Origin of the sequence: Paenibacillus sp. FSL R7-0210 (assembly GCF_038009085.1) — a bacterium.
GTDB classification, from domain to species: domain Bacteria; phylum Bacillota; class Bacilli; order Paenibacillales; family Paenibacillaceae; genus Paenibacillus_AQ; species Paenibacillus_AQ silagei.
Window position 1 is genome coordinate 3,025,126 of the sequence record NZ_JBBPAR010000001.1, and the last position, 23,674, is coordinate 3,048,799.

General features: G+C 52.5%; 24 protein-coding genes. 8 read left to right on the plus strand and 16 right to left on the minus strand.

Annotation, left to right across the window (positions count from 1 at the left end; genetic code table 11):
• Positions 1 to 34: 34 nt before the first annotated feature.
• Together MKY64_RS13180 and MKY64_RS13185 are read right to left on the minus strand one after the other, a co-directional pair.
• Complete coding sequence (locus MKY64_RS13180) at positions 35 to 589, minus strand: macro domain-containing protein (RefSeq protein WP_340953419.1); 555 nt, start codon at positions 587 to 589, stop codon at positions 35 to 37.
• On the minus strand, positions 573 to 1,040 hold the full coding sequence (locus MKY64_RS13185; RefSeq protein WP_155991622.1) for a hypothetical protein: 468 nt from the start codon (positions 1,038 to 1,040) through the stop codon (positions 573 to 575). Before MKY64_RS13185 ends, MKY64_RS13180 begins: the two co-directional genes overlap by 17 nt.
• Before the next feature lie 230 nt (positions 1,041 to 1,270).
• Here MKY64_RS13185 and fsa point away from each other — a divergent pair, with 230 nt between their 5' ends.
• From fsa to MKY64_RS13200, 3 genes are all read left to right on the plus strand, one after another.
• Positions 1,271 to 1,918: a fructose-6-phosphate aldolase gene (fsa, locus tag MKY64_RS13190; protein WP_036694437.1), complete on the plus strand. Its 648-nt coding sequence runs from the start codon at positions 1,271 to 1,273 to the stop codon at positions 1,916 to 1,918.
• 152 nt (positions 1,919 to 2,070) lie between these two features.
• Positions 2,071 to 2,514, plus strand: a complete 444-nt coding sequence (locus tag MKY64_RS13195) for a MarR family winged helix-turn-helix transcriptional regulator (protein WP_340953421.1) — start codon at positions 2,071 to 2,073, stop codon at positions 2,512 to 2,514.
• A 12-nt stretch (positions 2,515 to 2,526) separates the two neighbouring features.
• Positions 2,527 to 3,723, plus strand: a complete 1,197-nt coding sequence (locus MKY64_RS13200) for an MFS transporter (RefSeq protein ID WP_340953422.1) — start codon at positions 2,527 to 2,529, stop codon at positions 3,721 to 3,723.
• Positions 3,724 to 3,806: 83 nt separating this feature from the next.
• On the opposite strand, the gene helD is transcribed toward MKY64_RS13200, so the two are convergent.
• On the minus strand, positions 3,807 to 6,164 hold the full coding sequence (gene helD, locus MKY64_RS13205; protein ID WP_340953423.1) for an RNA polymerase recycling motor HelD: 2,358 nt from the start codon (positions 6,162 to 6,164) through the stop codon (positions 3,807 to 3,809).
• Positions 6,165 to 6,257: 93 nt separating this feature from the next.
• Entirely contained in the window at positions 6,258 to 7,313 is a 1,056-nt protein-coding gene (locus MKY64_RS13210) for an FUSC family protein (RefSeq protein WP_340953424.1), read from the minus strand.
• 193 nt (positions 7,314 to 7,506) lie between these two features.
• Between MKY64_RS13210 and MKY64_RS13215 the strand changes: the two genes are divergently transcribed.
• On the plus strand, positions 7,507 to 8,007 hold the full coding sequence (locus MKY64_RS13215; RefSeq protein ID WP_340953426.1) for a hypothetical protein: 501 nt from the start codon (positions 7,507 to 7,509) through the stop codon (positions 8,005 to 8,007).
• A 95-nt stretch (positions 8,008 to 8,102) separates the two neighbouring features.
• Here MKY64_RS13215 and MKY64_RS13220 read toward each other — a convergent pair whose 3' ends face one another.
• Complete coding sequence (locus tag MKY64_RS13220) at positions 8,103 to 8,771, minus strand: phosphatase PAP2 family protein (protein ID WP_340953428.1); 669 nt, start codon at positions 8,769 to 8,771, stop codon at positions 8,103 to 8,105.
• Positions 8,772 to 8,883: 112 nt separating this feature from the next.
• Between MKY64_RS13220 and hfq the strand changes: the two genes are divergently transcribed.
• A complete protein-coding gene (gene hfq, locus MKY64_RS13225; RefSeq protein WP_173126423.1) occupies positions 8,884 to 9,105 on the plus strand; it encodes an RNA chaperone Hfq in 222 nt (73 codons plus the stop codon).
• A gap of 128 nt (positions 9,106 to 9,233) precedes the next feature.
• On the opposite strand, the gene MKY64_RS13230 is transcribed toward hfq, so the two are convergent.
• Positions 9,234 to 10,340, minus strand: a complete 1,107-nt coding sequence (locus tag MKY64_RS13230) for a lactonase family protein (RefSeq protein ID WP_340953430.1) — start codon at positions 10,338 to 10,340, stop codon at positions 9,234 to 9,236.
• 184 nt (positions 10,341 to 10,524) lie between these two features.
• Here MKY64_RS13230 and MKY64_RS13235 point away from each other — a divergent pair, with 184 nt between their 5' ends.
• Positions 10,525 to 10,860 (plus strand): LytTR family transcriptional regulator DNA-binding domain-containing protein, encoded by a 336-nt coding sequence (locus tag MKY64_RS13235; protein ID WP_173126417.1) that lies wholly within the window; start codon positions 10,525 to 10,527, stop codon positions 10,858 to 10,860.
• Between the two features lie 254 nt (positions 10,861 to 11,114).
• Positions 11,115 to 12,293, plus strand: a complete 1,179-nt coding sequence (locus tag MKY64_RS13240; RefSeq protein WP_340953431.1) for a peptidylprolyl isomerase — start codon at positions 11,115 to 11,117, stop codon at positions 12,291 to 12,293.
• A 114-nt stretch (positions 12,294 to 12,407) separates the two neighbouring features.
• Here MKY64_RS13240 and MKY64_RS13245 read toward each other — a convergent pair whose 3' ends face one another.
• Together MKY64_RS13245 and MKY64_RS13250 are read right to left on the minus strand one after the other, a co-directional pair.
• Entirely contained in the window at positions 12,408 to 12,602 is a 195-nt protein-coding gene (locus MKY64_RS13245) for a hypothetical protein (RefSeq protein WP_036729313.1), read from the minus strand.
• A gap of 79 nt (positions 12,603 to 12,681) precedes the next feature.
• Entirely contained in the window at positions 12,682 to 13,281 is a 600-nt protein-coding gene (locus MKY64_RS13250; RefSeq protein WP_036729316.1) for a nitroreductase family protein, read from the minus strand.
• A 279-nt stretch (positions 13,282 to 13,560) separates the two neighbouring features.
• On the opposite strand from MKY64_RS13250, the gene MKY64_RS13255 reads away from it, so the two are divergent.
• The gene (locus MKY64_RS13255) at positions 13,561 to 14,976 is read left to right on the plus strand and encodes a metallophosphoesterase (protein WP_340953432.1); all 1,416 of its coding nucleotides are present in this window, start codon (positions 13,561 to 13,563) and stop codon (positions 14,974 to 14,976) included.
• Positions 14,977 to 15,235: 259 nt separating this feature from the next.
• On the opposite strand, the gene dnaN is transcribed toward MKY64_RS13255, so the two are convergent.
• The 8 genes from dnaN to mmsB all read right to left on the minus strand — a co-directional run bounded on the left by dnaN (position 15,236) and on the right by mmsB (position 23,672).
• Complete coding sequence (gene dnaN / locus MKY64_RS13260) at positions 15,236 to 16,363, minus strand: DNA polymerase III subunit beta (protein ID WP_340953433.1); 1,128 nt, start codon at positions 16,361 to 16,363, stop codon at positions 15,236 to 15,238.
• 27 nt (positions 16,364 to 16,390) lie between these two features.
• The gene (locus MKY64_RS13265; RefSeq protein ID WP_327196484.1) at positions 16,391 to 16,642 is read right to left on the minus strand and encodes a ribbon-helix-helix domain-containing protein; all 252 of its coding nucleotides are present in this window, start codon (positions 16,640 to 16,642) and stop codon (positions 16,391 to 16,393) included.
• A gap of 172 nt (positions 16,643 to 16,814) precedes the next feature.
• Entirely contained in the window at positions 16,815 to 18,026 is a 1,212-nt protein-coding gene (locus MKY64_RS13270) for a chromate transporter (protein ID WP_340953436.1), read from the minus strand.
• A 114-nt stretch (positions 18,027 to 18,140) separates the two neighbouring features.
• Positions 18,141 to 19,568, minus strand: a complete 1,428-nt coding sequence (locus tag MKY64_RS13275; RefSeq protein ID WP_340953437.1) for a M56 family metallopeptidase — start codon at positions 19,566 to 19,568, stop codon at positions 18,141 to 18,143.
• Positions 19,565 to 19,924 (minus strand): BlaI/MecI/CopY family transcriptional regulator, encoded by a 360-nt coding sequence (locus MKY64_RS13280; RefSeq protein WP_036729328.1) that lies wholly within the window; start codon positions 19,922 to 19,924, stop codon positions 19,565 to 19,567. The genes MKY64_RS13275 and MKY64_RS13280 overlap by 4 nt, the downstream gene beginning before the upstream one ends.
• Before the next feature lie 159 nt (positions 19,925 to 20,083).
• Positions 20,084 to 21,592, minus strand: coding sequence for a copper amine oxidase N-terminal domain-containing protein (locus MKY64_RS13285; RefSeq protein ID WP_340953439.1), 1,509 nt, complete (start codon positions 21,590 to 21,592; stop codon positions 20,084 to 20,086).
• A gap of 92 nt (positions 21,593 to 21,684) precedes the next feature.
• Complete coding sequence (locus MKY64_RS13290; protein WP_340953440.1) at positions 21,685 to 22,353, minus strand: TraX family protein; 669 nt, start codon at positions 22,351 to 22,353, stop codon at positions 21,685 to 21,687.
• Positions 22,354 to 22,508: 155 nt separating this feature from the next.
• Positions 22,509 to 23,672, minus strand: a complete 1,164-nt coding sequence (gene mmsB / locus MKY64_RS13295; protein WP_036729333.1) for a multiple monosaccharide ABC transporter permease — start codon at positions 23,670 to 23,672, stop codon at positions 22,509 to 22,511.
• Between the last annotated feature and the right edge of the window lie 2 nt (positions 23,673 to 23,674).

The window sequence follows — 23,674 nt, forward strand, 5'->3', positions numbered from 1 at the left end:
TTTTGCCGTAACACATACTATCCGGATCACCTGTTCAGCTATAATTCCCAAGCAGGGCCCCATATAGCCCGGCATTCTCATGCTCGAAGCAGACGAAATCGATCTGCCGCAGCGGGAGCTCTGCCGGGTTCTTCGCGCGGACATATAGAGCTACGGCCTCCAGCGCCGTCTTGCAGGCCAGCTCCTTCGGGAAGTTGTAAATGCCCGTGCTGATATTCGGAAAAGCGAGGCTCTTCACCCCATGGGCGCAAGCCAGATCAAGGCTGCTCTTATAGCATCTCGCCAACACAGCCGCTTCACCAGCCGTACCGCCCTTCCAGATCGGCCCCACCGTATGTATCACCCCACGAAAAGCAAGCCGTCCCGCACTGGTGAGCGCTGCTTCGCCGGGAAGAATACCGCCCTGCTTCTGGCGGATTACCGCACATTCCTCCGCAATTTCCGGGCCCCCGGCCCGGTGTATAGCCCCGTCCACTCCCCCGCCTCCATACAGACCGGAGTTCGAGGCATTGACGATCATCTCGCCCTGCCATGAGGTAATGTCGCCTTCATGCACCGACAGGACTACATCATTAATGTTGATCTGCATAGCTGGTCTCCTCCTTCGCCGCAGTCTCCAGCGCCTGAATCAGTTCCTTCTCGCCCCTGCGGGCAGCCTTCCCCGAAAAAGAATCATACGTAAGCCGGCCCCCCTGCACTGCGGCCTGGCGGAGAATGCCCAGCATATAATTCTGCGCATCAGATAACACCAGCTCACCCGTACCAGCGGCAACCCTGCACAGGGCACGGGTTGTCCCCGCCTCTGCCTCCGGCAGGTCCTCTTCCCCGGGCTCAACCACCGTGAATTGGAACAACGGCACCGCCTCCGGCAGCTCCTCTCCCGCAGAGAACCTCTGATTATATACCGAATACATCAGATTGCCGGTATGTGCTCTGGAAGCATCCGTCTCTTGCTCCGCAAGAATTCTGCTGTTCTGATATGCAATAATTCCGGCTGTGACCAGCAGAAACAGCACTACCCCCGCAATTAAAGTATACATCCCTGTCACCAGCCCATCGCCTGTAATGAACAATACCGCTTCTATAGTATCATGGACAGAAGTAGCCGTGAATGGTCCTACCCGTGTAAAAACAATTTTTTGCGCAGATTCCATAAAGTTATTTTGAGATATTCAAATTAACAGTTGAAACTTCACGCAGCATGTCTCATAATGAAGTGGAGCCTGCTGTTTTGTCAAATCCATACGAAATCAAGGGAGGATACCTGGAAATGAAATTTTTCTTGGATACCGGAAATATTGAGGAAATCAAACGTATTACCCGCCTCGGATTAGTGGATGGCGTAACGACGAACCCGTCGCTGATCGCCAAGGAAGGCAGATTGTTTAAGGATGTAATCAAAGAGATCGTAGCTATTGTCCCTGGTCCTGTAAGCGCTGAGGTTATCGGTCTTACGGCTGAAGAGATGCTTAAGGAAGCTTACGAGATCGCAGAATGGGCTCCGAACGTGGTCATCAAGCTGCCTATGACCGAAGATGGTCTGGAAGCTTGTTATGAACTGACCAAAAAAGGCATCAAAACCAACGTAACCCTCGTATTCTCCGCTGCTCAAGGCCTCATGGCCGCCAAGGCAGGAGCTACTTATATCAGTCCGTTCGTCGGACGTCTGGATGATATCGGTGTAGACGGTATGAAGCTGATCAAGGATCTGAAGACGATTCTGACCAACTACGACCTGAAATCCGAGATCATCGCCGCCAGTATCCGCAACATCGCCCATGTGGAGCAAGCTGCCATTGCCGGCGCTCACATCGCTACCATCCCGGGCTCACTCCTGCCATCACTCTGGAAGCACCCGCTGACCGACAATGGTATCGAACGCTTCCTGAAGGACTGGGAGAAGGTTCCACAGGTTTAAAACAAAGCAAATCATTCAAGCCCCCTTCCGCATCATGCGGAAGGGGGCTTTTTTGGCGTTGTCAGATTGGAAGGAACCCATTCATCCTTGACTATTTTACTTGTTATACTTATTATTGTTGTAACAAGTAAATACAAAGGAGCAGTTCATTTATGACTCTTTCCTCTCCACAGCAATTCCTCGGCTTCCTGCTGGGCTCGACCCACCGGAGAATCTCAGTGAGCTTCGCCCGGGCGCTGAAGCCGTATGACATCACACCCGAGCAATGGTCCACCCTGCTGATGATCTGTGACCGCAGCGGAGTCAACCAGAAGGAGGTTGCCGTTGCCTCTGCCAAAGACCAGCCGACCACCGCCCGGATCGTGGAGCTCCTGCTCAAGAAAGGCTTCATTACCAAAACGGCCAACCCCGAGGACCGCAGGGCGTTCCAGCTCTCTGCCACCGGAGAGGGACGGGCGTTAATTGAGAAAACTATAGTTTTGGAACAGCAGACTATAGATATGGCTGTAGCCGGGTTGCAGCCGCAGCAGCTTGAAGATCTCCGCAGTATGCTGGAGCAAATCTATCACAACACCGGAAATATACATCAGGAATAGGAGTCTACCCAATTGAATCAATCCTCTGAACGTCTATGGACCACATCCTTCATCACACTGACCCTTTGCAACCTTCTGCTGTTCATAGGACTGCAGATGACCTTATCTACCCTTCCCGCTTATGCGGAAAGTGCCTTACATGCTTCACCCGTGCAGGTTAGCCTTGTCACCAGCCTGTTCGCCTTCAGCGCCATTGCCTCCCGCCTCTTCTCGGCCAAGGCCATGGAGAAGGGCGGGCGCAACCTGCTGATCTTCCTCGGCCTTGCCATTGCCCTCTCTGCGGTGGCGGGCTATTATTTCGCAGGCAGCATCTTCACCCTGCTGGCGTTCCGCATCCTGTTCGGCATAGGCTTCGGCATGGCCAGCACGGCGTTCCCGACCATGGCCTCCGATGTCATCCCCATCCGCCGGATGGGCGAGGGCATGGGTTATTTCGGATTATCCACCAGCCTCGCCATGTCAGCTGGCCCGCTAATCGGACTCAGCCTCCTGCAAGGACCTGGCTTCGGGTCCCTGCTGCTGGTGGCGGCTGTCGTGCTTGCTCTGATCCTGCCGATGGGCTTCCGCCTGGCCAAAACACTGCCTGGCGGACATCTGGAGCCGGCCGCAGTTCCGGCTGCAGCTGCGGGAAGCAATCCATACCGCAGGCTGCTGCTTCCCTGCCTGCTTAACTTCCTCTTATCCATCTCTTACGGCGGGCTGCTGGGCTTCCTGGCGCTCTACGGGCAAGAGAAGCACCTCCAGCATATCGCTTACTTCTTCCTGTTCAATGCCGTAGCCATTGTCGTGATCCGGCCGCTCTCCGGCAGAATCTACGACCGCTATGGCGCGGCTGCCTTGCTCATCCCAGGAAGCCTGTTCATTGTCGCCGGTCTGCTGCTGCTCTCCTTCGCCTCCACAACGGCGGGCTTGTTCCCGGCCGCTCTATGCTACGGATTCGGCTTCGGCTCCATGCAGCCTGCGCTCCAGACCTGGATGATCCAGTCTGTCGAGCCGCGCCAGCGCGGGTTAGCCAACGGAATGTTCCTGAACTCCCTGGATCTCGGTGTAGCCATCGGCTCCATGCTGCTTGGCGCTGTCGCCATGTTCACCAGCTACGCCGTAATGTACCGGTATTCGATATTGGCGCCTCTCCTGCTGCTCGCTGTCTATCTTCTGGTACTCGTGACCCGGCAGAACAGTAAGCGCAAAGCTGCCCTACAGGGATAGCTGGAAGCTACACTTCCGTGGAATAGACAAAACCGCCTCGCGTCACACGCGCAGGCGGTTTATTTTGTCTGTACAACTGTTACTCACTTCTCCTGCATACCAGCCGTAACCGTTTCACGCACAGCAGCAGGCAGGAACGGGCTTGGCTGTCCCAGACTGTAGATATGAAGCAGATGCATCGCCCGGGTACAGGCGGTATAGAACAGCTTACGTTCATGTTCACGCCCGTATTTTTCAGCGGAACCGTCATAGATAATTACGGCATCGAACTCGACGCCCTTGGCAAGGTAGGCCGGAAGCACCAGCGTCCCTTTTTGAAAATTAGGCGTTTCCTTCGTGACCAGCCGCACCTGCAGCCGCTTCTCCAGTTCACGGTATACCTGTGCGCTCTCTTCTGCTGTCTTGCAGATTACGGCCACATAATGATAACCCTCCGCATGAAGCTTAAGCACATCCTGCTCCACTGAGGAGAGCAGATCGTCTTCACTGTCCACCAGCGTCAGGAGCGGCTCCTCCCCCCGGCGGTTAAAGGGTACGATCTTCTCGCCGCCGGGAATCATCGCCCGCGTGAATTCAACAATCTCATACGTAGACCGGTAGCTGCGGGTCAACGAGATCACCTCGGTGTTCTCTTCGCCGTAGATGCTCACCAGTCCGGCCAGATCTCCCAGCACCTCGCCTTGGGCATAGATAGCCTGATTCAGGTCGCCCAGCACGGTCATTTTGGCCCGGGGAAACAGGCGGCGCATGAATTCGAGCTGGAACGGCGAGTAATCCTGCACCTCATCCACAATAACATGACGGATCAGTGTGTTCGTCCGGAAGCCCTGGCTAAGCTCCTTCAAATACAGGAACGGTGTGGCATCTTCGTAGGCCAGCTCATTCCCCCTGATCGCAGCCCGCGTCTGCGCACAGATCTCATCCCATGCTTCAGGCAGCGGCTGGCGGGTATCCAGGCTCTCTATCAGCTCACGACCCTCGAATAAGCGGCTGTACAGCGCCTTCACATCCACGAAGCGTCCGCGTTTGGTCCAGCCGCGCAGCGGCTTGAGGCGCTGGCTGACCACGTAGCGGGCAAGCAGGATTCGCTCCGCATCATAATCATCGAAGCTGTCGTTATGCCCTCCGCCCTTACGGCGCATCTGGTTATAGGCCCGCTGATAATCGCTGTTGTCCATCAGCTCAATCTGCTCATCTACCCATGCCGCACTCCGCTCTTCTGCGCCGAAGGCCGCAATTTTTTTGAGCAGCCAGCCCGTCATCAGCTCAATCCGGTTCGCCAGCTTGATGCCCGGGTCATAGCTGTAGAATTGGCGCTCCATCTCTTCCTTAGTGGCAACAGCCTTCCCCTGGAACATCAGCGGCTTGAACAGCATGCCTTCATGCTCCAGTAGATTCACGTATTGCCGGATGGCGCTAAGGAAGGCTACCGACGATTTATATGCAATACCTTCCCGGCGGATGTAGGCTTCCTCCCCGTCCGGGGCATTCAGCAGACTCTCCGTCTGGCTGAACACATCCTCCAGCTGAAATTCCTGGCCCAGCCGGTGCTCCAGGTACATCTGGAAGGTGGTCTGCTGCATGTTCTCCTCCCCCAGCTCAGGCAGCACAGTAGATACATAGCTATTGAACAAGGGATTCGGCGAGAAGAGCAGCATCTGATCCGCCTGAAGCACCTCACGGTACTTGTAGAGCAGATAGGCTACCCGCTGGAGCGCCGCTGACGTCTTGCCGCTCCCGGCGGCTCCCTGCACAACCAGCATCCGGCTCCGGTCATTGCGGATGACTGCATTCTGCTCCTTTTGGATGGTGGCTACGATCGATTTCATCCGGTCATCGGCGCTGTGGCTCAGTACCTGCTGAAGCAATTCATCGCCGATAGTGACGCCCGTATCGAACATGACTTCAATCTCACCGTTATCAATCACGAATTGCCGCTTAAGCTCCATGGTGCCTGTAATCTGTCCGCCCGGCGTCTCATAGGATGCAGGTCCCGGCGCCCCGTCATAATACAGGCTGGAGATAGGCGCACGCCAATCGTAGATCAGGAAGGTTCCGTTATCCTCCATCAGCGAACCGATGCCCAGATAGATGGTGTCAGCCGCAGCATCCCCCGCCTCCGAGAAATCAATCCGGCCAAAATAGGGCGATACCACAAGCTTTTTATATTTTTTGAGCGCCTTGCTGGATTGCAGATGATGGCGTTCGCGTTCGTTCAGAATCTGTGCCTGCTGCCGCAGACTGGTTGAAGTCTCCCCCAGGTCGTCGGGGCTGCTGAAGTTTACTGTAACCTCTTCCCAGAAGTCTTTGCGCATATCCACGACATCCGTGCGGTGGAGCCCCAGCTCCTCTGACAGCAGCCGGATATGGGTAGACAGCAGCCTCGTGATGCCGTTTACCCGCTCCTGCTCCTTTTGCCACTCGTGATCATGTTTATCCAATTCATTTCATCCCCTTCGGAAGGTTGACTAACAATGTTACCAACTCTGTAGTCGTTTTACAAGTTTTTGCTATTGCTATATTCAGTTTGTGCTCTATATTTTCTCGTTCAGCACTGCACTTTCCTTGTCGTCTGCATTCATCCGGTGGATCTGGTCAGCCACCTTATCCAGACGCTCCAGCTGATAGCCGTAATCATAGATGGCCGCAGCCACCACCGACAGCCGAAGCTGCCCGGATTTCTGCGGATCATACCCGTTAATGGCGGACTTCAGGAAGCGGTCATTGTCTTCCGCCAGCGGCTCGGAGTCATTGGCTCCCGGCTTCAGTTTATCCTCGAATTTCAGCAGAATGTACTCATGATACTTAATCAGCTGCTCCAGATGGCGGTCGAACAGCTCATCCGTTTGCTCCGTCCGGTCGGCCTGGAAATAATGTCGGTCAATCGCCTCAAGCACCTGATAGCCCTTTTGCAGGGAATTCAGCAGGTTTTTGTAGACTACCATCTGCCTCGTCTGACTGTATTTAGCCCTGCGGAGCTGCTTCTGCTCCTCCTCGAACAACGCGTATTTGTCAGCCAGAGCTTTAATCGCGCCCTCCAGGCCGTTCTTCTCATCCCGGAATACACTCTCCTTCATCTCATGCGACACCGCTGTCCGCAGCAGCAGCGACAGGCTGGTGAACACATTCTCGATCTGCTGGATGTACTGCTTGCGAGGCTGGGGCGGAAATACAGAAATATTGATAATAAAAGCCGACAGAATCCCGGTCAGTGTCAGCAGGAACCGGGTTAACGCGAACTGCCACTGGCCTGAAGCCTCCATGACGGAGATGACGGTGACCAGCGTCAGGCCGATGGTGTCGGCGCGGTTCATTTTCATGCTGATCATAATCACCAGGATGCATACCAGTCCAACCGCAATCGGTTCATTGGAGAGCAGCATTCCGCCAAGCAGCGCTATCACCGCCCCCATCGTGCTGGTCTGGATCTGATCGAGGAAATACCGCCATGATCTGTATATGGAGGGCTGCATAGCGAAGATCGCCGCAATAGCCGCACCGACAGGGGAGGCGAAGTTGAATAGAACGGACAGATAAAGGGCAAGCGTTACGGCCATTCCTGTTTTAAGTATGCGGGCACCGAAAGCCAAGTCCATCCCTCCCAAGAGCTTGAAGCTTATCATAATTACTGCGGATGTTCATCCTTTATGTATATCTTGTTATTACCCATGAACTACGCTGGCGAATTTTAGTATGTCTTAAGCCGGGCTTCAGGATTCTTTCAGCTTTCAGGGAATACTGTTATACCGGGTAGTAACTACAACCAACAGAAGAGGTGTATCCATGAAAAAAACGACCCGAACCCTAACCGCATGGGCAGCAGCCATGATGCTTGCCCTGTCTCCAGCCGCCGCCTTCGGTGAGCAGCTTCCCAAAGGCAGGGCCACCCCTCCCCCGGCCTCACCGCATACCGGCAGAGAGCATACCCCTCCCCGCAGCGGGGAACGGAATCTCAGGGCCGGAGGCCATTTCATTATCAGCGAAACGGCCGAGCTGCTCGGAATGGGCCGTGAGGAGCTGATTGCCAGCCTGAAATCGGGTAAGACCCTGGCGGGTCTGGCCCAGGAGAAGAAGGGCTGGAGCGAAGAGCAGTATGTCCAGAAGCTGAGCGATGCCGCCAGCCTGAAGCTGGATGGATTCGTCAAGGATGGGAAGCTGACGCAGGAAGACGCGGCGAAGCTGAAGCCGGGCCTGCCAACGCTGATCAAGCGCAGCCTCAGCCGCGTAGGCCAGCTTCACCAGGGCAAGCCGTCACCGCCGCCGGCTGCAACGAAGGCCCCCTGAACTATAAGGCATCGTCACCAAGGAAGACAAGCCAGACCGTCCTCCTAATGATAGAAGCAGTATGCAACAGAACAGGCACCGAATGCCCGGAGTAACTACTTCCGGGCATTCTTTGTGTTACGCGGATTCGCCTTGTAATTCCGGTAAGCCTCGAAGCAGGCTGCCGACAGCATCAGCCATGCTCCGCTCGCGGCATAGCCGCCAATTACATCACTCGGATAATGCACCCCCAGATAAATCCGGCTCCAGCCGATCCCCCCGGTCATCAGCACAGTGAACAGAATCAGCAGTAACCGCTCGCTCCGGTTATGTATGTGCCGCCACAGCAGGTAGGCAATGACCCCGTATAACGAGAAGGCCGCCATTGAATGTCCGCTGGGGAAGCTGTAGCCTGTCTGCTCAATCAGCCTGTGAATGGTGGGACGCTCCCGGTGGAACCACAGCTTCAAGAGCGTGTTCAGCAGCTGGGAGCCAAGGCCCACCCACAGGAACAAGGCAAGCTCCAGCCGGTGCTTCAGCGCGAAGAACAAGATGAGCATGGTCAGCACGGAGATCCCTATTGCCAGCTTCGAGGAGCCGACCAGGGATAAGCCTTTGGCCAGCGCAGTCAGCGGCGGAGATTCCATCGATTGCACGAACCGGATCACCGCATGGTCGAAGCCCTTGGCGAAATCCAGCTTAACCATTAATGCGATCAGGATAAAAGCCAGCAAAAACCATATAAAACGCCGGAATCCGCGGGACCAGTAATGATAATATAGCATAACTACCCCCTTGTCTATTTGTCAGGCCTTATGAACACATTTCCTGGGATGGTCTGTCCCGTGTTATAATGGCCTGGAGAAATTATTTTAATTAAAGATGGAGTGCTGCCAAGTGGAAAGTCTAAAATTGCAGGAACGTTTGTTGAACCAGTGCATCTCAACAAAGATGCCGGTGACGATCTTCACAACTAACGGAGTCAAAATGCAGGGACTGATAACCTCTTACGACGCTTATACGATCACCTTGCAGGGTCAGGGTGACGGAAGACAGAACGTACTCTTCAAATCGGCCGTCTCCACAGTGGTGCCGCTGAAGCCCGTCTCGCTCAAATAAGCTGTCTGCACGGCGCACATTCTAACCTAAGCTCTTACCCATGAACTGTCTACGAACTCAAAAGGAACACCGGAGCAGCATCCCGGTGTTCCTTTTGCCGTTGTCTCCTAAGGGCCAGAATGCCTGTCCTACGCAGGGAAGACCGCCGGCATCACGCACACCGGCTTCGACAGCTCAGCGGTATTGCCGGTGAAGCTCAGGCGGCCGCTGCCTTCGTCCAGGGAGAAGACAACCAGATTATTGCCGTCCCGGTTGGCAACAATCAGATAGGCACCATCCGGTGTAACCGTGAAGTGACGGGGATGTCCGCCTCTGGTGGATACATGCTCCACCAGGGTCAGCCCGGCCGTCTGCGGATTCACAGCGTACTGAACGATGCTGTCATGCCCGCGGTTCGAGCCGTACAGATATTTGCCATCCTTGGAGAAGGTGATCTCTGCACAGCTGTTCTGGCCGGCCCCATATCCATCTGGCAGTGTGGATACGGTAGCAGCCGTCTTCAGGGTTCCTGCGGCAGCATCATACAGGAAGGATGTCACCGTGCTGTCCAGCTCATTAATGACATAAGCGGACTTCCCGTCTGGATGGAACACGAAATGCCGAGGTCCTGCCCCTGCATGCAGCGGGGTGTCTCCAATCGCTTCCAGCGTTCCCGCCTCTGCATCTATCCGGTAGCTGCGGATCAGATCCAGTCCCAGATCCGAGACGAACAGGTAGCGTCCATCAGGGCTGAAGATGGCCGAATGCGGATGGGGACGGTCCTGGCCCGGAGTCCCGCCATGTCCCGTATGCTGAGCGATATCCGTCAATGCTACAGGCAGTCCGTTCTGGTCCAGCTTAAGCAGTCCGACCGATCCCCCGTGATAGCTGCACACGACCAGATGTTCATTCCCCGCGTCCCGGTTAATGTTACAGGTCGTGCTCTGGCCCTTGCCCTCGGAAGGCATAGTCTGAATCCGCTGCAATTCGGTCAGCTTGCCTGTCTCAGGATCGATAGCGAAGGTTATAACCTCCCCTTCTTTGCCCCCCGTACCGTTCGGCTTCTCCCCTATGGCATACAGCTTCCGGCCGGAAGGGTCCACATTGACGAACGTTGGATTCGTCAGGCCTTCTGCGGTATCCAGCCGCTCCAGCGTGCCTCCGGCTTCACCGTCAAAGGCAAACACCTGGATTCCGCTCTCATCTGCGGTGGCATAGGAACCGGTAAATAACAGCAGCTTCGTCTTCTCGTTCATCTAGAATTCCTCCTCAAGTTAAACAGCCATCTATATAATTTACAATTTTTCGTGAGGGTTGACAAATGCAACGGAAAAAATGACAAAAAACATTTCAAAAATAAGACTTCTCAAGCCGTTCAGAGTATGATATAATGAAAGCGCTAACATTAATGTTATTAATCAAGATAAAGGGGGAACACGAATGAGCAGCCTGCTGGAAGCCAGAAATGTATACGAGGACTTCGAGGTGGAGACAGACATTCTGTTCTTTAAGGTCGGGGACCATGACCTGGTCATTTTTCACGGCAGAAACTACAATATTAAAAAGAGAATGACTGCCGAGCAACTGAACCGCTTATTGTCGAGCAACAGCTATTATCATGTGTACGGTGGCTGCTACGTGAACCTGAACAAGATCAGTTCCATTGAGGACGACTGCATCTACTTCGGTGAAATGGGCCTCTATGCCAAGTCTGTACGGGTTCCAAGACGCAAGCAGGAGAACATCCGCCATTTGCTTAAGGGACTGAGCTCTTAAGCCGGAGCGTTATCCGCACACAGCTTGCACCTTGGTACTATTCTATGCGAATCATTACAGTCTCTCTCATCAGGCCGGAGCGCATATGGGGACACCCGTGCTGCTCCGGTTTTTCCTGTGTTTTACCTGTTTCTTAATGGAATCTTAAAAAGTAATTGTGCTTTTTTATACTTTCTTAAGGTTTGGAATTCTGTTTTCTGGTAAAGTTGTAGAAAGACAGGCACCACCTATATTGAAGGGAGTCATTAATTATAATGGACAAAAAAGATTTCAATGAAAATGACAAGCTAGAAAACGGCATTACGCCGGAAGAGAACGACGCTTCTGTGAGTACTCCGGAAGAAGTTATTGAACCTGCCGGAACAGCCCCTGTACCGCAGGAACCTGTACGAACAGCTCCAAGAGTTGAAGAAAGCGTTCCCGTGATGAACAAAGTCGGCGGCGGCGGTACTCCTCCTTCCTCACCTGCTCCATCCAGCGGCGGCAAAGGCTGGATGATTGCATCGCTCGTACTGGCAGCAGCGCTAATCGTAGTGCTGATTGTACAACCTTTCAAGAAAGATGACAGCAAAATTGCAGTTGCTTCTGTGAATGGAACAGACATCACCAAAGCGCAGCTGTATGATAAATTGGTTGAAGCCGGCGGGGAATCCACCCTGCAAAACCTGATCACCACTACACTGGTGGGCCAGGAAGCCAAGAAAGCCAACATTAAGGTTACCGATGCAGACATCAATGAAGAGATCGAGAACCTCAAAACCCAGTTCGGCGGCGAGGAAGCTCTGAATAACGCTCTGCAGCAGAGCTCGATGACCATTGAAGACCTGAAGAAGCAAATGCCGCTCCAGGTTGAAATCCGCAAGCTGGTAGAACCGAAGGTAACGGTTACCGATGATGAAATCTCCAAATACTTCGAAGAAAACAAAGCGAAATACAATCAGGAGGAAGAAGTTCGCGCTTCCCACATCCTGGTGAAGACCAAGGAAGAAGCTGATGCCATCGTTAAGCAGCTCAAAGAAGGCGGAGACTTCGCTGCACTGGCTAAGGAAAAATCCGCTGACACCGGCTCGAAGGACAAAGGCGGCGATCTTGACTTCTTCAAACGCGGAGACATGGTTGCTGAGTTCTCCGATGCTGCCTTCAAGCTGAAGGTTGGCGAAACCAGCGGTGCAGTGAAATCCGATTACGGCTACCACATTATTAAGGTTACCGACCGCAAGGAAGCCAAGGAATATACACTGGCCGAGAAGAAAGACGAGATCAAAAAGACGCTGATGTCCCAAAAGGTATCCGAGATGTCTGCTACCTGGCTCGCTGATCTGAACAAGAATGCCAAAATCACGAATACTTTGACCGATAAACCGGATGCATCTGCTACTCCGGCAGCCAGTGAAGCACCTGCTGCTGCAACAGAAGCTCCTGCAACGAAATAACGAATAGCGCAGTGGTGTACAAGCTATACTTACAAAGAGGACAGGCGGATAACCGCTTGTCCTCTTTGCTCATGTCCAGATGGACGCCTCACCAACGGAGTCCAGGCAGAGCGGTCAGTGATCCTTTTTGCGGATCTGCTTATCGTGATTCTCGCCCCACTCCTTGGCTTGTGCAGTGGCAATGGCGATGGCCCGCCCCTCCTCATATCCGTCCTCCAGCAGCGCATTGGCGATCTCTACCGCTTTATTGCGAACAGGCGCCGTGAAATTCTTCAATGAATCCGGATAGTTCTCCTTGTTCCATGGCATGACAAAAACCTCCTTGATCGGGCTATATTTATACTTAGCCGGATCAGGGAGGTTCTAAACTGCTTATCGCAGGATGTGCTTATTTAATTACCTTCACGCGCTCTTCAATCGGCTGGAATTCCTTCTCGCCTGGAGGGGTCAGGATGTTACCGAATGGCATCTGGGCAATCAGCTTCCAGTCCGCAGCAATACCAAAGGTCTCCTTCACTTCATCATCGATCAGCGGGTTATAGTGCTGAAGGGATGCTCCCAGACCTTCTTCGGCGAAGGCAGTCCATACTACGTATTGCAGAATCCCTGAGGATTGGTTGGACCAGATCGGGAAGTTCTCAGCATACAGTGCAAAGTTCTCCTGCAGGTGCTTCACCACTGCCTGATCTTCATAGAAGAGCACAGTACCGTAACCGGCCTTGAAAGAGGACAGCTTCTGAGCCGTGCCTTCGAATTGTTCAGTAGGAACGATCTTACGCAGGGTTTCTGCAGTAATATCCCACAGCTTATCATGTTGTTCGCCCAGCAATACTACAGCTCTGGAGCTTTGCGAGTTGAAGGAAGTTGGGCTATGTAGAACAGCCTCTTCTACAATCTTCTGAATTTGTTCATCAGAGATTGGGGATTCTTTACTGATGGCGTATATGGAACGTCTGCCTTTTACCGCTTCAAAAAAAGTCTTAGACATAAAATAACTACCTCCATTTAATTAAGTAACTTACTTTTTTTAATCATAACACTGTTCCGGTCTGAATACAACACATCATTCACAAGTTTTTCCTGTACCAGCGCTTTATTTTGTATATCCGCTCTTAGTGTCGCTGAATTGCCTTCAATTATGCACCTTCCACTATTTTCTATAAGCTATTATAGAGGTTTAGAAACAACGGCTAACATATCGTATATACAACCCCCTCATAAATAAGCTACAATGGTTCAGCCAAAAATACAGAAAGAAGGTTAAGCCATGCGCACCTCTCTTCATAACCGCACAACCCATGCGGTAAAGCTCACCTTAATGATGCTCCTCTCCTCCATCCTCATCCTCAGCGGGTGTGAAGACTCCGCTTCTTCTGCCTTGAACGCTGTTCCAGCAGTTGCTGAGGCCGTGACCCCTGCTATAGAACCCGGAGAACCTGTATCCTTCTGGGTCGCCACCGATACGCATTATCTGGACAAATCCCTGGAGGACGGCGGTCAGGCCTTTCAGACCTATGTCACGGGCGGCGACGGCAAAATGCTTCCTTACAGCGATGAGCTGACCGAAGCTCTGGTCCGGGATGTGGAACAGAACAAGCCGGCTTTTCTCATTCTGAGCGGAGATCTCACCAATAACGGGGAAGCGGACAGTCATCAGGAGCTGGCTGCGAAGCTGCACCGGATGGAGGCTGCCGGAACCCGCGTCTACGTCATTCCCGGCAACCATGATATCAACAACCCCTGGGCCAGATCGTTCGACGGTGACAAGCAGATCGTTGCCAAGCATATTAATGTAGAGGATTTCCTGCGCATCTATGACGATTTCGGATATAACGAGGCGGTCTCGCGGGATGCGGACAGCTTAAGCTATGTGGTGAAGGCCGCTCCGGGCCTGTGGCTGCTAATGCTTGATAGTGCCCAGTATGCACATAACGAAGAATATAATTTTCCACAGACCGACGGGCGCCTGCTGCCGTCCACCCTTGCCTGGATCGATGACAATGTGAAGCTGGCCGCTCAGGAGCATGCTTCGATTATTACAGTGATGCATCATAATCTGCTGAGCCATACCTCCATGGCCGTATCCGGGTTCAAGCTCAACAACAGCCAGGAGACGATGAAGGCTTTTCGCAAGAGTGGGCTAAACCTGGTATTATCCGGGCATATTCATATGCAGGATATCCGCCGCGATCCTCCGGAAGCCTCGATAGATCCGGCCTTGCCTGTCTATGATATTGCTACAAGCGCCATGGCGGTGAATCCGCACCAGTACGGCAGAATGACCTTCGATCCCGCTTCACGGGCCGTGACCTACCACACCGCTCAAGTAGATGTTGACGGCTGGGCCAAGGCCAACCACAAGACCGATCCGCACCTGCTGAACTTCAAAGCGTATGCGGAGCAGATTTTCGCAGAGAACTCCTATGACAAAGCGATGAACCGGTTGAAGGAGAGCAGCTTCACGGAGGCGCAGAAGCAGTCGATGGCTGAGGTGATGTCGAAGCTGAACGTGAAGTATTTTGCCGGGAACGCTGCTGATTCGCTGGAGGAGATCCGGGCGATGCCGGGATTCAAGCTGTGGGAGAGTATGGAGGGCGGCTTCATGTCGGGATATATCCGCAGTATGGCGGAGCATGCAGAAGTGAGCAATACCTCGCTGGAGATGGTTCTGACTACACAATAGCAGACAGCAAAGCCTCCCTTACGTTCGGCAATTCCTTGTGTGAATTGGTACATAGTTAAGATTTGAAATCCAAGCAGGGTCGGCGCTGCGGTGAACATTTGGACTTACGGCCGCTGTTATCCCCAGATTTCTTGATTTAAACCACTCTTCGTGGTAGAAATCCGGTGACAAAGGCGGTCGCTATCGCTCCTACAGTTCCAAATTTCCCCTCCGCTTCTCTTTGCTTTTAATTTACGGATAACAGGGCTATGCCTTACGCTTACTTTGCGGTTCGCACTGGAGTAATTAGAAAAAAAGTTGAAGAAAGATCATTCTTCGGGTGTATGACCATCGGGCTCATTTTGCCGGTGAATCGCAAGCGTATGAACTCACTACTCGTACCATGTAGGATGTCTGCCACATACTTTCCATTTAGCGAGATCGTGAAATCCTCCCCGTTCTTCTCGAGTATAGATACCTCGTCCTCAATATCTCCGATTTCTGCGGTTTGGGATAACAAACGTAGTCTGTCGGCAGCGGTCTCTAACCTTATAATACTTTCACTCGCCAATACCGTCGTCCGTTCGACGGCTTTTAACAGAGGTGCTGTTCCAATTGTAATCTCTGATATAAAAGTGTGCGGAATCACATGGTGCAGGGACGGGTACTCCCCCTCAATTAAAGCAGATTGAACCATAATATGGTTAGCAGTGAATCTAACATGACGGTTGGTTACTTCAACTTCTGTTGTTCTGTCCTCGCCGTCCATGATTTTAACCGCTTCAACTAAATTTCTGCCAGGTACAATAATATGCCTCTCTATCTCAGCATCATGTTCCACATCTATAGTCCGGGAAGCCAGACGAATACCGTTAGTAGCCGTTAACTGTAACCGATGATTTCTATACTGAAAAGATACCCCGGTCAACACAGGCCTATGTTCTGATGAAGAAGCCGCTCCTGCTACTTGTAGGATGGAAGCCTTCAATAGTTGATTATTAACTGCTAATTTAAGTACAGCATGATTCTCAGCAGGATGTATCACCGGATAATCTACAGCATCCATTCCGCATAACCGAATTTGTGTATGTTCTGAGGAGATAGTGAGCCGTAAGGATCTGTCGACTTCCAAAGTAATCATCCCAGCATCAGACTTACGTATGATTTCGCAGAAATACCTTGCCGGTACAACCACTTCTCCAATTCTCTGAACCGTCAAAGAGGTATCTTCCCCGGGAATCCGATACTGGATAGTCATACTGCTATTGCTTGTCGTAACTACTAGTTCATTGGTTAGAGCTTGTATATGAACCCCTGCCAGTATGGGAATCTGTTGGTTTGCAGGTACAGCCTTAAGCACTTGCTGAAGAGCTTTGAGAAGAATATCCTTGCTTACGTTGATCCGCACTGGCTTCACCCGCTTCCATAAGCTACATTACAAATCGGTAGACTCAATCAGAGATCGGATAAGCTCCGATCGGGACAATTTATGCTCTGCGCAATGTTGTTCAACCTTCTCCCAAAGCTCACTAGTTAAGGTTACCGAGACTTTTTTCGTTACACCTATGTTCTTGCGGCCTGCTCCCTCCCGGGGACCTCCTCTTGCAGACATAAACCCTAATTGACCTTCTTTATTAGAAAGACCTATTTTTAGATCATTTTGAGTCAATTTAATTAGTCCTCTCATTTTTTTGATTTAGGTTACCTATTTCAATATTTCTATTATTATTTTACCACATGACTTATGGGCTTACAATGTTACGAATGAATGATGAACCTGGCTGTATACCAAAAAACTGACCTCGCAATTAAGCAAAGGCCAGTTCAACATGGAGCGTTCCATGAGTTATACGGTTAAGTCACCACCCGATCACCATTCCTCCCGCCGCACCGGCCACCACAACCAACCAAGGCGGCAGCTTCCAGAAGACCAGCATTACGAACAGAATGACAACGAGGGCAAAGTCCAGTGGCGCGAGGATGGCTGTCGTCCACAGGGGGGCGTACCAGGCGGCAAGCAGGATTCCGACCACAGCAGCATTGATTCCGGTTAAGGCTCCTTGCATCCGGGGGCTCCTTCTTAAGCTGTTCCAAAAAGGCAATGCGCCCGCAACCAGCAGAAAGGCTGGCAGGAAAATCGCGAGCGTGGCCAAGATGGCCCCGGGAACACCGGCGGTCATTGCCCCAAGATAGGCGGCAAAAGTGAACAACGGACCCGGTACAGCCTGCGTGGCCCCGTATCCCGCCAAGAAATCAGCTTGGCTCACCCAGCCGGTAGGAACAACTTCTTGTTCCAGCAGCGGAAGCACGACATGTCCACCGCCGAACACCAAAGCACCGGAACGATAAAAGCTGTCAAATATCGCTAACGGTCCCGCCTCAGCCGTCCCTCTAAGGAACGGGAGCACTATCAGGAGTACGCCGAACAATGCTAAACAAACGATGCCAGACGACCGGCGGATGGGGATCGGAAGATTTGTCACGTTCTCCGTAGAACTGTGGCGGTACAGCCATACCCCGGCTATGCCCGCTACAGCAATCGTGAGAATCTGGCTGTAACCCGTCTGCCATGATAATGTAACACCTGCCGCTATAACAGCGATGCCTACTCTTTCCCGGTCCGGGGTCAGCTTCTGCCCCATGCCAAGGATGGCCTGGGCAACAATTGCTACAGCTACGATCTTCAGACCGTGAATCCAGCCTGCATCGGCAATATCATAGCCCTGCAGCAGGAAGGCAAACGCGACCAGCGCAAGGACGGAAGGCAAAGTGAAGCCCAGCCAAGCCACTATACCACCCAGCCAGCCTGCCCGCACCATTCCAATGCCAATCCCCACCTGACTGCTCGCGGGACCCGGTAGGAACTGGCAGAGCGCTACCAGATCCGCATAGCTCCGTTCATCCATCCATCTCCGGCGGCGGATATATTCATTGTGGAAATAACCCAGATGGGCGACCGGTCCGCCGAAGGAGGTAAGACCCAATTGGGCCGATACAAACAGGATCTCAAGTAACGCCCCAGCCTTCCCCTTCCGATGTTCTCCCGGTACCGTCTGTTTCTCTGCTTGCATGCCTGTTGCTCCCTTGCCTCCAGAATGTATACCTCATTCCAGATTATCATCCGCGTTCAAGCATTGGATAAAAGGTGCAGCAGTGTTTCGTAAATATGCTGTGAAAATCGGCATTTAAGGAGTCAGCTTGACACTCTCCAGCCGGTCAATCAGCTTACGAAGGCCCGCTTCATCCGCTCCATAAGGGCGGACATCCTCTCCAAGCAGCTTATCCATCTCTTCTCTGGCGAACGTGAAGCTGTACGTTATACCTTCATCCGCAAGTGAGTAATTAATAATATCCGCGTTATCAATCAGGCTGAACAGCAGGATCGAATTATGCAGGAGAGGCTCCCGGCTTAACGCCTGAAGCTCATCGTTCCACATTCCCTTAATATCGTTCACTGTATAATTGATGGTTAACTCATACGGGCGGGAGCCGGTTGTCAGCTCAATGCCTGCCCTCTCCAGTCCCTGGGGCAGCGGCATTGCACCAAGCAGCGCTGTGACCTTGCTGGCGTCGCCAATATACTTTGTCTTATTCTCCAGCAGCTGATCCACCGTATAACCGGAATATAGCTGCTGCGACGGACGCTGCACAGGCTTGGGATTAGCGGTACATCCAATCAGCAGGATCACAAGGACGAGGGTAAAAGCGGCCACACTCCCCGAGGTCGGCTGGCGGTAAGCAAGAATATGCTTAATCCGTGCCTTTACACTGCTCTCTCCAAAAGCCAGCGGACTGCCGGTCATAAGACCGCTCCGGCGGGTTGAAAATCCAAGCAGGGAGCCTGAGTAACTGCTTTTAACCTGCGGACCCAGCTTCCGGATCACCGCTTCATCGCAGGACATCTCCATATCCTTGCTCATAAGCACAAAAGACAGCCACATCAGCGGATTGAACCAATGGAGAATGACCAGCAGGAACATCAGCGGCTTGATCAGGTAATCCCGCCGGTTAATATGAGTCTGCTCGTGCAGCAGGATATGGGACAGCTCCTGTTCACTCATCCCGGCCGGGATGTAGATCCTTGGCTTCAAGAAGCCGAATACGAACGGAGTCATGATCTGGTCCGTCTCAAAGACATGCCCCTTCACAATTGTTGCTGTACGGACACTGCGCATGACTCTCACATAAGAGAACACGCTGTACAGGAGCAGTACTATAACACCTGTCAGCCAGATCATACTGCCGGCCCACAGGATGACTTGCACCGGATTCACGCTTGCTGACGGTGCTACCGGCGGAAGCAGACTGTTCCACAGGCTTCCTGCTGAACCTGTTCCGGTGTCCAATGCAGGTTGCGCTTGCCTCCCTATATTCTTCGGAACGAATTGCAGCTGCCCTGTGCCGGACGAGCCTGCAGGCCCTGCCAGCCTCAGGATACTGAAGCTTGAAGTGAAGCTGACAGGCAGGATCAGCCTGATCATTACTGCGGACCACAGCATATAGGAGAAGAGCTTGGGGGCGCGCCGCAGCAGAACTCTCGCCAGCATTACGGCGACGGCTACATAGCTGGCAGTAATGCTCATGTTCAGAATGCTGATCCACAGGTCCGTCATTGGGAGGCCTCCTCGATAATCCTCTTCAGCTCTGCCGCTTCCTTCGCGGACAATTTCTTATCCCCGAGAAAAGCAGTCAAAAACTGCGGCAACGACCCGCCAAAGGCTTTGTCCACTACCGTCTGGCTCTCATGCCGCTGCGCCTCCGACTTCGGGATGACAGCTGTGACCATGGCCCCCTCGTTTCTGAGAATTCCCCGCTCACATAGCTTTCTTAACACGGTATAGGTCGTGGATTTCTTCCAGCCCAGCGCCGAGAGGCTCAGCTTCACCAACTCTGTAGAATTAATCGGCTCATGATCCCAGATCAGGCAAGCGAATTTATATTCAGCATCATATAATTTGTAGGGTTCCATCCTGTTCACTCCTTATAAGTTTATTGCAGTAGACCTAATGACGTTAAGTCTATTGCAATAAACCTATATTGTCAAGGAGGCGCCAGGTAATCCCGCAAAAAAAAACCGGAACCGCCTGATTACTCAGGGGTCCCGGTTTTTTGACTAGAACGTTACTTCTTACGGACGTTCAATCCAGATATAGCCGTCATCATCTACTTCAACCGTAGCATGCAGGCCTTCAGCCAATACACGCAGCGGCACATTAGCATCTCCGTACTCATCTACGAATACTGCTAACGGAAGCTTCACGGTCTTGCCGGCAATTTGTGCCTGCGCGGAACCGATTTTGAATACGAGCTGATCGCCGTATACATCGTCAGTTACCTTGATCGATTTGTTAGGTCCATCCCACTCTACCTTAGCATCCAGATCCTCTGCCACATAGCGCAGCGGTACATAGGTAGTACCATTCTTCACGACCGGATAATAGTAATCGTCATCCGGTGCGATCATTAGGCTCTTAGAGGTAATTGCCATCTCCTCTTTGAGCAGCTTATAGACGGATGAATTGGCATCGAAGTTTCTCAGCGTTTCCCCTGGAGTAAGGTCACCCTTGGAATAATCAATTGCACCCACGGTACTGATTGGATCAGCCGTTACCGGACCGTTCACATTCCAGGTCTCGGACACCAGCTTCATGTTGATGCTCTGCAGCGGCAGATATTCATCGGCCGGAAGAGCAACATTGAAGTCGATGTTCTGTTTGCGGACATGGAAGCCGTTATCTACGAAGATATCCGCAGTCAGCTTGGTATCCTTGCCTAGAACAGTCTTCAGTTCAGGAGTGGTCTCATAGAGGTTCTCCAGTTGCTTGTCATAGACGAGCAGGAGAGCATCCACAGCCAGCTTAGCTGCATCATGCACTACGGTGACTACCCCTTCTTTGTCTTCCAGCGGAATATCGCCCAGACCGATGCTGTTCAGATCTTCAGCTCTGTCTTTGATGAGCGGATACATGTAATCATATAGACCGCTAATCAGAGCGGTGAAGCCTTCGGTATCCTTCGACACAGATCTCAGGAAGCTCTTAAGCAATACCGGAAGCTCTTCCCCTGTAATTTCCGTATGTAGCTTCGTCAAGCTGGTTGGCTGGCCGTATACGGATTCATTAACGGATGTCACTGTGATCGCACCCGGATTCGGAAGATTCTTGATCACAAACTGGGAGGCCAGCTTAGTGAATTCCAAGGTCTTGGCCGGATCGGTTGCCTCCAGACCGAGCAACATTTCATTGCTCTGAAGCGGCATGTAGAACGGCTGTTTCGCGCCTTCAGCGGTGAAGACCAGGTTCTTCTGGTCGGTGAAGAGGGAGAAAGGAATCTTGAACTCCTTGTAACCCACAACTCCCGTGGCCGAGACGTTGCCGTTATCCTGAACCTTCACATGGCCGAGCGTAAGCGATAAGGAATTAATAAGATCAATAACTTCCTTGTCCTCTGCGGTGATACCTGCTGCAGGAACAGCGTTCAGGGTCATCGTAGTGCTGGATTCAGAGGATTTGACATCCAGATCCCCCAGCAGTGCCTTATTGACATCGAAGCCGCCAACCGCTTGGCAGCCTGACAGAATCAGCAGCAGGGCGAGAATCGGCACCAGCCATTTGGTTCTTGCTTTCATTTTCTTCATAGCATGTCTCCTCTAGCTCATAATTTGGCAACGTACCCATCATCTCAGAGGAGCATGGATTTGTAAATACAGCACCTGGAAATGATGAACCCTCATACGCTAAATAAACTCCGCCATTCTATAAATACCCATTCTTTGAAAAAGAGAAACTTTACCAACGCAAGTATTGCTAAATGGGCCGGATAAAAGCACCACCAGACCCAGCGCGGCAGACGCTTCTTCTCCAGCAGCACCCAAAAACCCGGAGTCAGCGCAATCAGAAGGGTCGGAATAATGCTGGCCATCTGCACCAGCCAATTATAATAGAACAGATAGAATACATTCAGCGCCAAATGCGCCAGCACCAGCACGTAAGAACGGGTATAACGGAAGATCAGCACCAGCAGCAGGCCGTAAGCGTTGTAGTCCAGCGGCAGCGCATCCATCAGCAGCACAGCCACGGCTACTACCGGAATACCCGCCCACAGATTCGGGAGCTTATCAAGCAGGGCAAGGACCAGCGCTGAGATCAGCAGGGTGAATACGACGTTCCAGCCTCCCGGATGAATCGCCAGATTGTACGGAATCTGTGCCAACACCGCAATGATAAGCAGCCGCCGCAGATAACGGGGTCTGGAGGAGGTATGGATATAGCCTTGCGCCAGCGCGTAGCAGTAGATCGGGAAGGCAATTCTCCCCACATATCTCCAGGCAAGCTCACCCGGGAAAAAGATCAGCCCAACATGGTCAATCAGCATGGTCAGCATGGCAATAATCTGCATCTGTAGCCTCCTGTTACTATCATGAAATATAAAGCACCTTAGGTGCTATTATCCATGCCAGAGCCGTATGCTGCAAGCTGTGCGGGAGAACTTGTACGACAGGCAAGCCGGAGCCGCTCCCTCTGGAGCAGTTCCGGCCGGGTTCTATCTTACTATCAGGCTGTCTTCGACTTGTTATAGATATCAAAGCCTACCGCCAGCAGCAGCACCAGTCCCTTGATCCCCTGCTGCCAGTCTACGCCGAGGCCGACGAGCGACATACCGTTGTTCATGACGCCCATGACCAGACCTCCGATAATAGCACCGACTACGGTTCCGATTCCCCCGGACGCGGAGGCTCCGCCGATGAAGCAGGCAGCGATAGCATCCAGCTCGAAGTTCGTACCGGCCTTAGGGGTAGCCGAGTTCAGCCGGGCCGCGAAGACCAGACCGGAAAGGGCAGCGAGTACACCCATGTTGACGAATACCCAGAAGGTCACCCGTTTGGTTTTGACGCCGGAGAGGCTTGCTGCCTTCTCATTGCCGCCCAGGGCATAGATATGCCGCCCCATGGTCATGTGGTTCATGACGAAGGAGTACAATACGATCAGCACCATCAGAATCACAAGGATATTAGGAATCCCGTTATATTGTGCCAGAACATAGGTGAACAGGTTGATGACGATCACCAGCGCAGCAGCCTTGGCAACGGACATCCAGACCGCAGACCGCTCAAAACCGTACTTCACTGTGATCCTGCGGCTGCGGATTTCCTGATAGATCACCAGCAGCGACAACAGAACACCGATGATCAGGGTCAGCACATTCAGCGAGCCCACGCTTGCGACATCAGGAATGAACCCGGAGCTGATCTTCTGAAAAGTCTTCGGGAAAGGTGCAATCGACTGCCCGTTCAGCACGATCATCGTCAGGCCCCGGAACAGCAGCATGCCCGCCAGGGTAACAATGAACGCCGGGATTTTGACATAAGCGACCCAGAAGCCTTGCCAGGCCCCGACCAGCGCGCCCATCAGCAGCGAGATGACTACGGCCAGCACCGGATTCAGCTCCATATCCACCATCATAATGGCCGACAGGGCACCGATGAAGGCAGCTACCGAGCCGACCGAGAGGTCGATATGCCCAGTGATGATTACCAGCACCATCCCGATAGCCAGCACCAGTATGTAGCTGTTCTGCAGAATGAGATTGGTCACGTTCAGCGGCTTCAGCAGAATGCCGTCGGTCAGAATTTGAAAGAACACCGAAATAAAAATCAAGGCAATGATCATGCCGTATTGGCGGATATTTTTTTTGAACAGTTCACTAATGGCTCCCATGC

What these genes read in the sequence shown, in the direction of transcription:
- MKY64_RS13245 (WP_036729313.1), bottom strand. Translation starts at nt 12,602, where the DNA reads ATGCCATGGAACAAGGAGAACTATCCGGATTCATTGAAGAATTTCACG.
- MKY64_RS13240 (WP_340953431.1), top strand. Translation starts at nt 11,115, where the DNA reads ATGGACAAAAAAGATTTCAATGAAAATGACAAGCTAGAAAACGGCATT.
- MKY64_RS13195 (WP_340953421.1), top strand. Translation starts at nt 2,071, where the DNA reads ATGACTCTTTCCTCTCCACAGCAATTCCTCGGCTTCCTGCTGGGCTCG.
- MKY64_RS13275 (WP_340953437.1), bottom strand. Translation starts at nt 19,568, where the DNA reads ATGACGGACCTGTGGATCAGCATTCTGAACATGAGCATTACTGCCAGC.
- MKY64_RS13255 (WP_340953432.1), top strand. Translation starts at nt 13,561, where the DNA reads ATGCGCACCTCTCTTCATAACCGCACAACCCATGCGGTAAAGCTCACC.
- MKY64_RS13215 (WP_340953426.1), top strand. Translation starts at nt 7,507, where the DNA reads ATGAAAAAAACGACCCGAACCCTAACCGCATGGGCAGCAGCCATGATG.
- MKY64_RS13250 (WP_036729316.1), bottom strand. Translation starts at nt 13,281, where the DNA reads ATGTCTAAGACTTTTTTTGAAGCGGTAAAAGGCAGACGTTCCATATAC.
- MKY64_RS13265 (WP_327196484.1), bottom strand. Translation starts at nt 16,642, where the DNA reads ATGAGAGGACTAATTAAATTGACTCAAAATGATCTAAAAATAGGTCTT.
- MKY64_RS13220 (WP_340953428.1), bottom strand. Translation starts at nt 8,771, where the DNA reads ATGCTATATTATCATTACTGGTCCCGCGGATTCCGGCGTTTTATATGG.
- MKY64_RS13285 (WP_340953439.1), bottom strand. Translation starts at nt 21,592, where the DNA reads ATGAAGAAAATGAAAGCAAGAACCAAATGGCTGGTGCCGATTCTCGCC.
- MKY64_RS13235 (WP_173126417.1), top strand. Translation starts at nt 10,525, where the DNA reads ATGAGCAGCCTGCTGGAAGCCAGAAATGTATACGAGGACTTCGAGGTG.
- MKY64_RS13180 (WP_340953419.1), bottom strand. Translation starts at nt 589, where the DNA reads ATGCAGATCAACATTAATGATGTAGTCCTGTCGGTGCATGAAGGCGAC.
- MKY64_RS13185 (WP_155991622.1), bottom strand. Translation starts at nt 1,040, where the DNA reads ATGTATACTTTAATTGCGGGGGTAGTGCTGTTTCTGCTGGTCACAGCC.
- mmsB (WP_036729333.1), bottom strand. Translation starts at nt 23,672, where the DNA reads ATGGGAGCCATTAGTGAACTGTTCAAAAAAAATATCCGCCAATACGGC.
- fsa (WP_036694437.1), top strand. Translation starts at nt 1,271, where the DNA reads ATGAAATTTTTCTTGGATACCGGAAATATTGAGGAAATCAAACGTATT.
- MKY64_RS13290 (WP_340953440.1), bottom strand. Translation starts at nt 22,353, where the DNA reads ATGCAGATTATTGCCATGCTGACCATGCTGATTGACCATGTTGGGCTG.
- MKY64_RS13280 (WP_036729328.1), bottom strand. Translation starts at nt 19,924, where the DNA reads ATGGAACCCTACAAATTATATGATGCTGAATATAAATTCGCTTGCCTG.
- MKY64_RS13270 (WP_340953436.1), bottom strand. Translation starts at nt 18,026, where the DNA reads ATGCAAGCAGAGAAACAGACGGTACCGGGAGAACATCGGAAGGGGAAG.
- MKY64_RS13230 (WP_340953430.1), bottom strand. Translation starts at nt 10,340, where the DNA reads ATGAACGAGAAGACGAAGCTGCTGTTATTTACCGGTTCCTATGCCACC.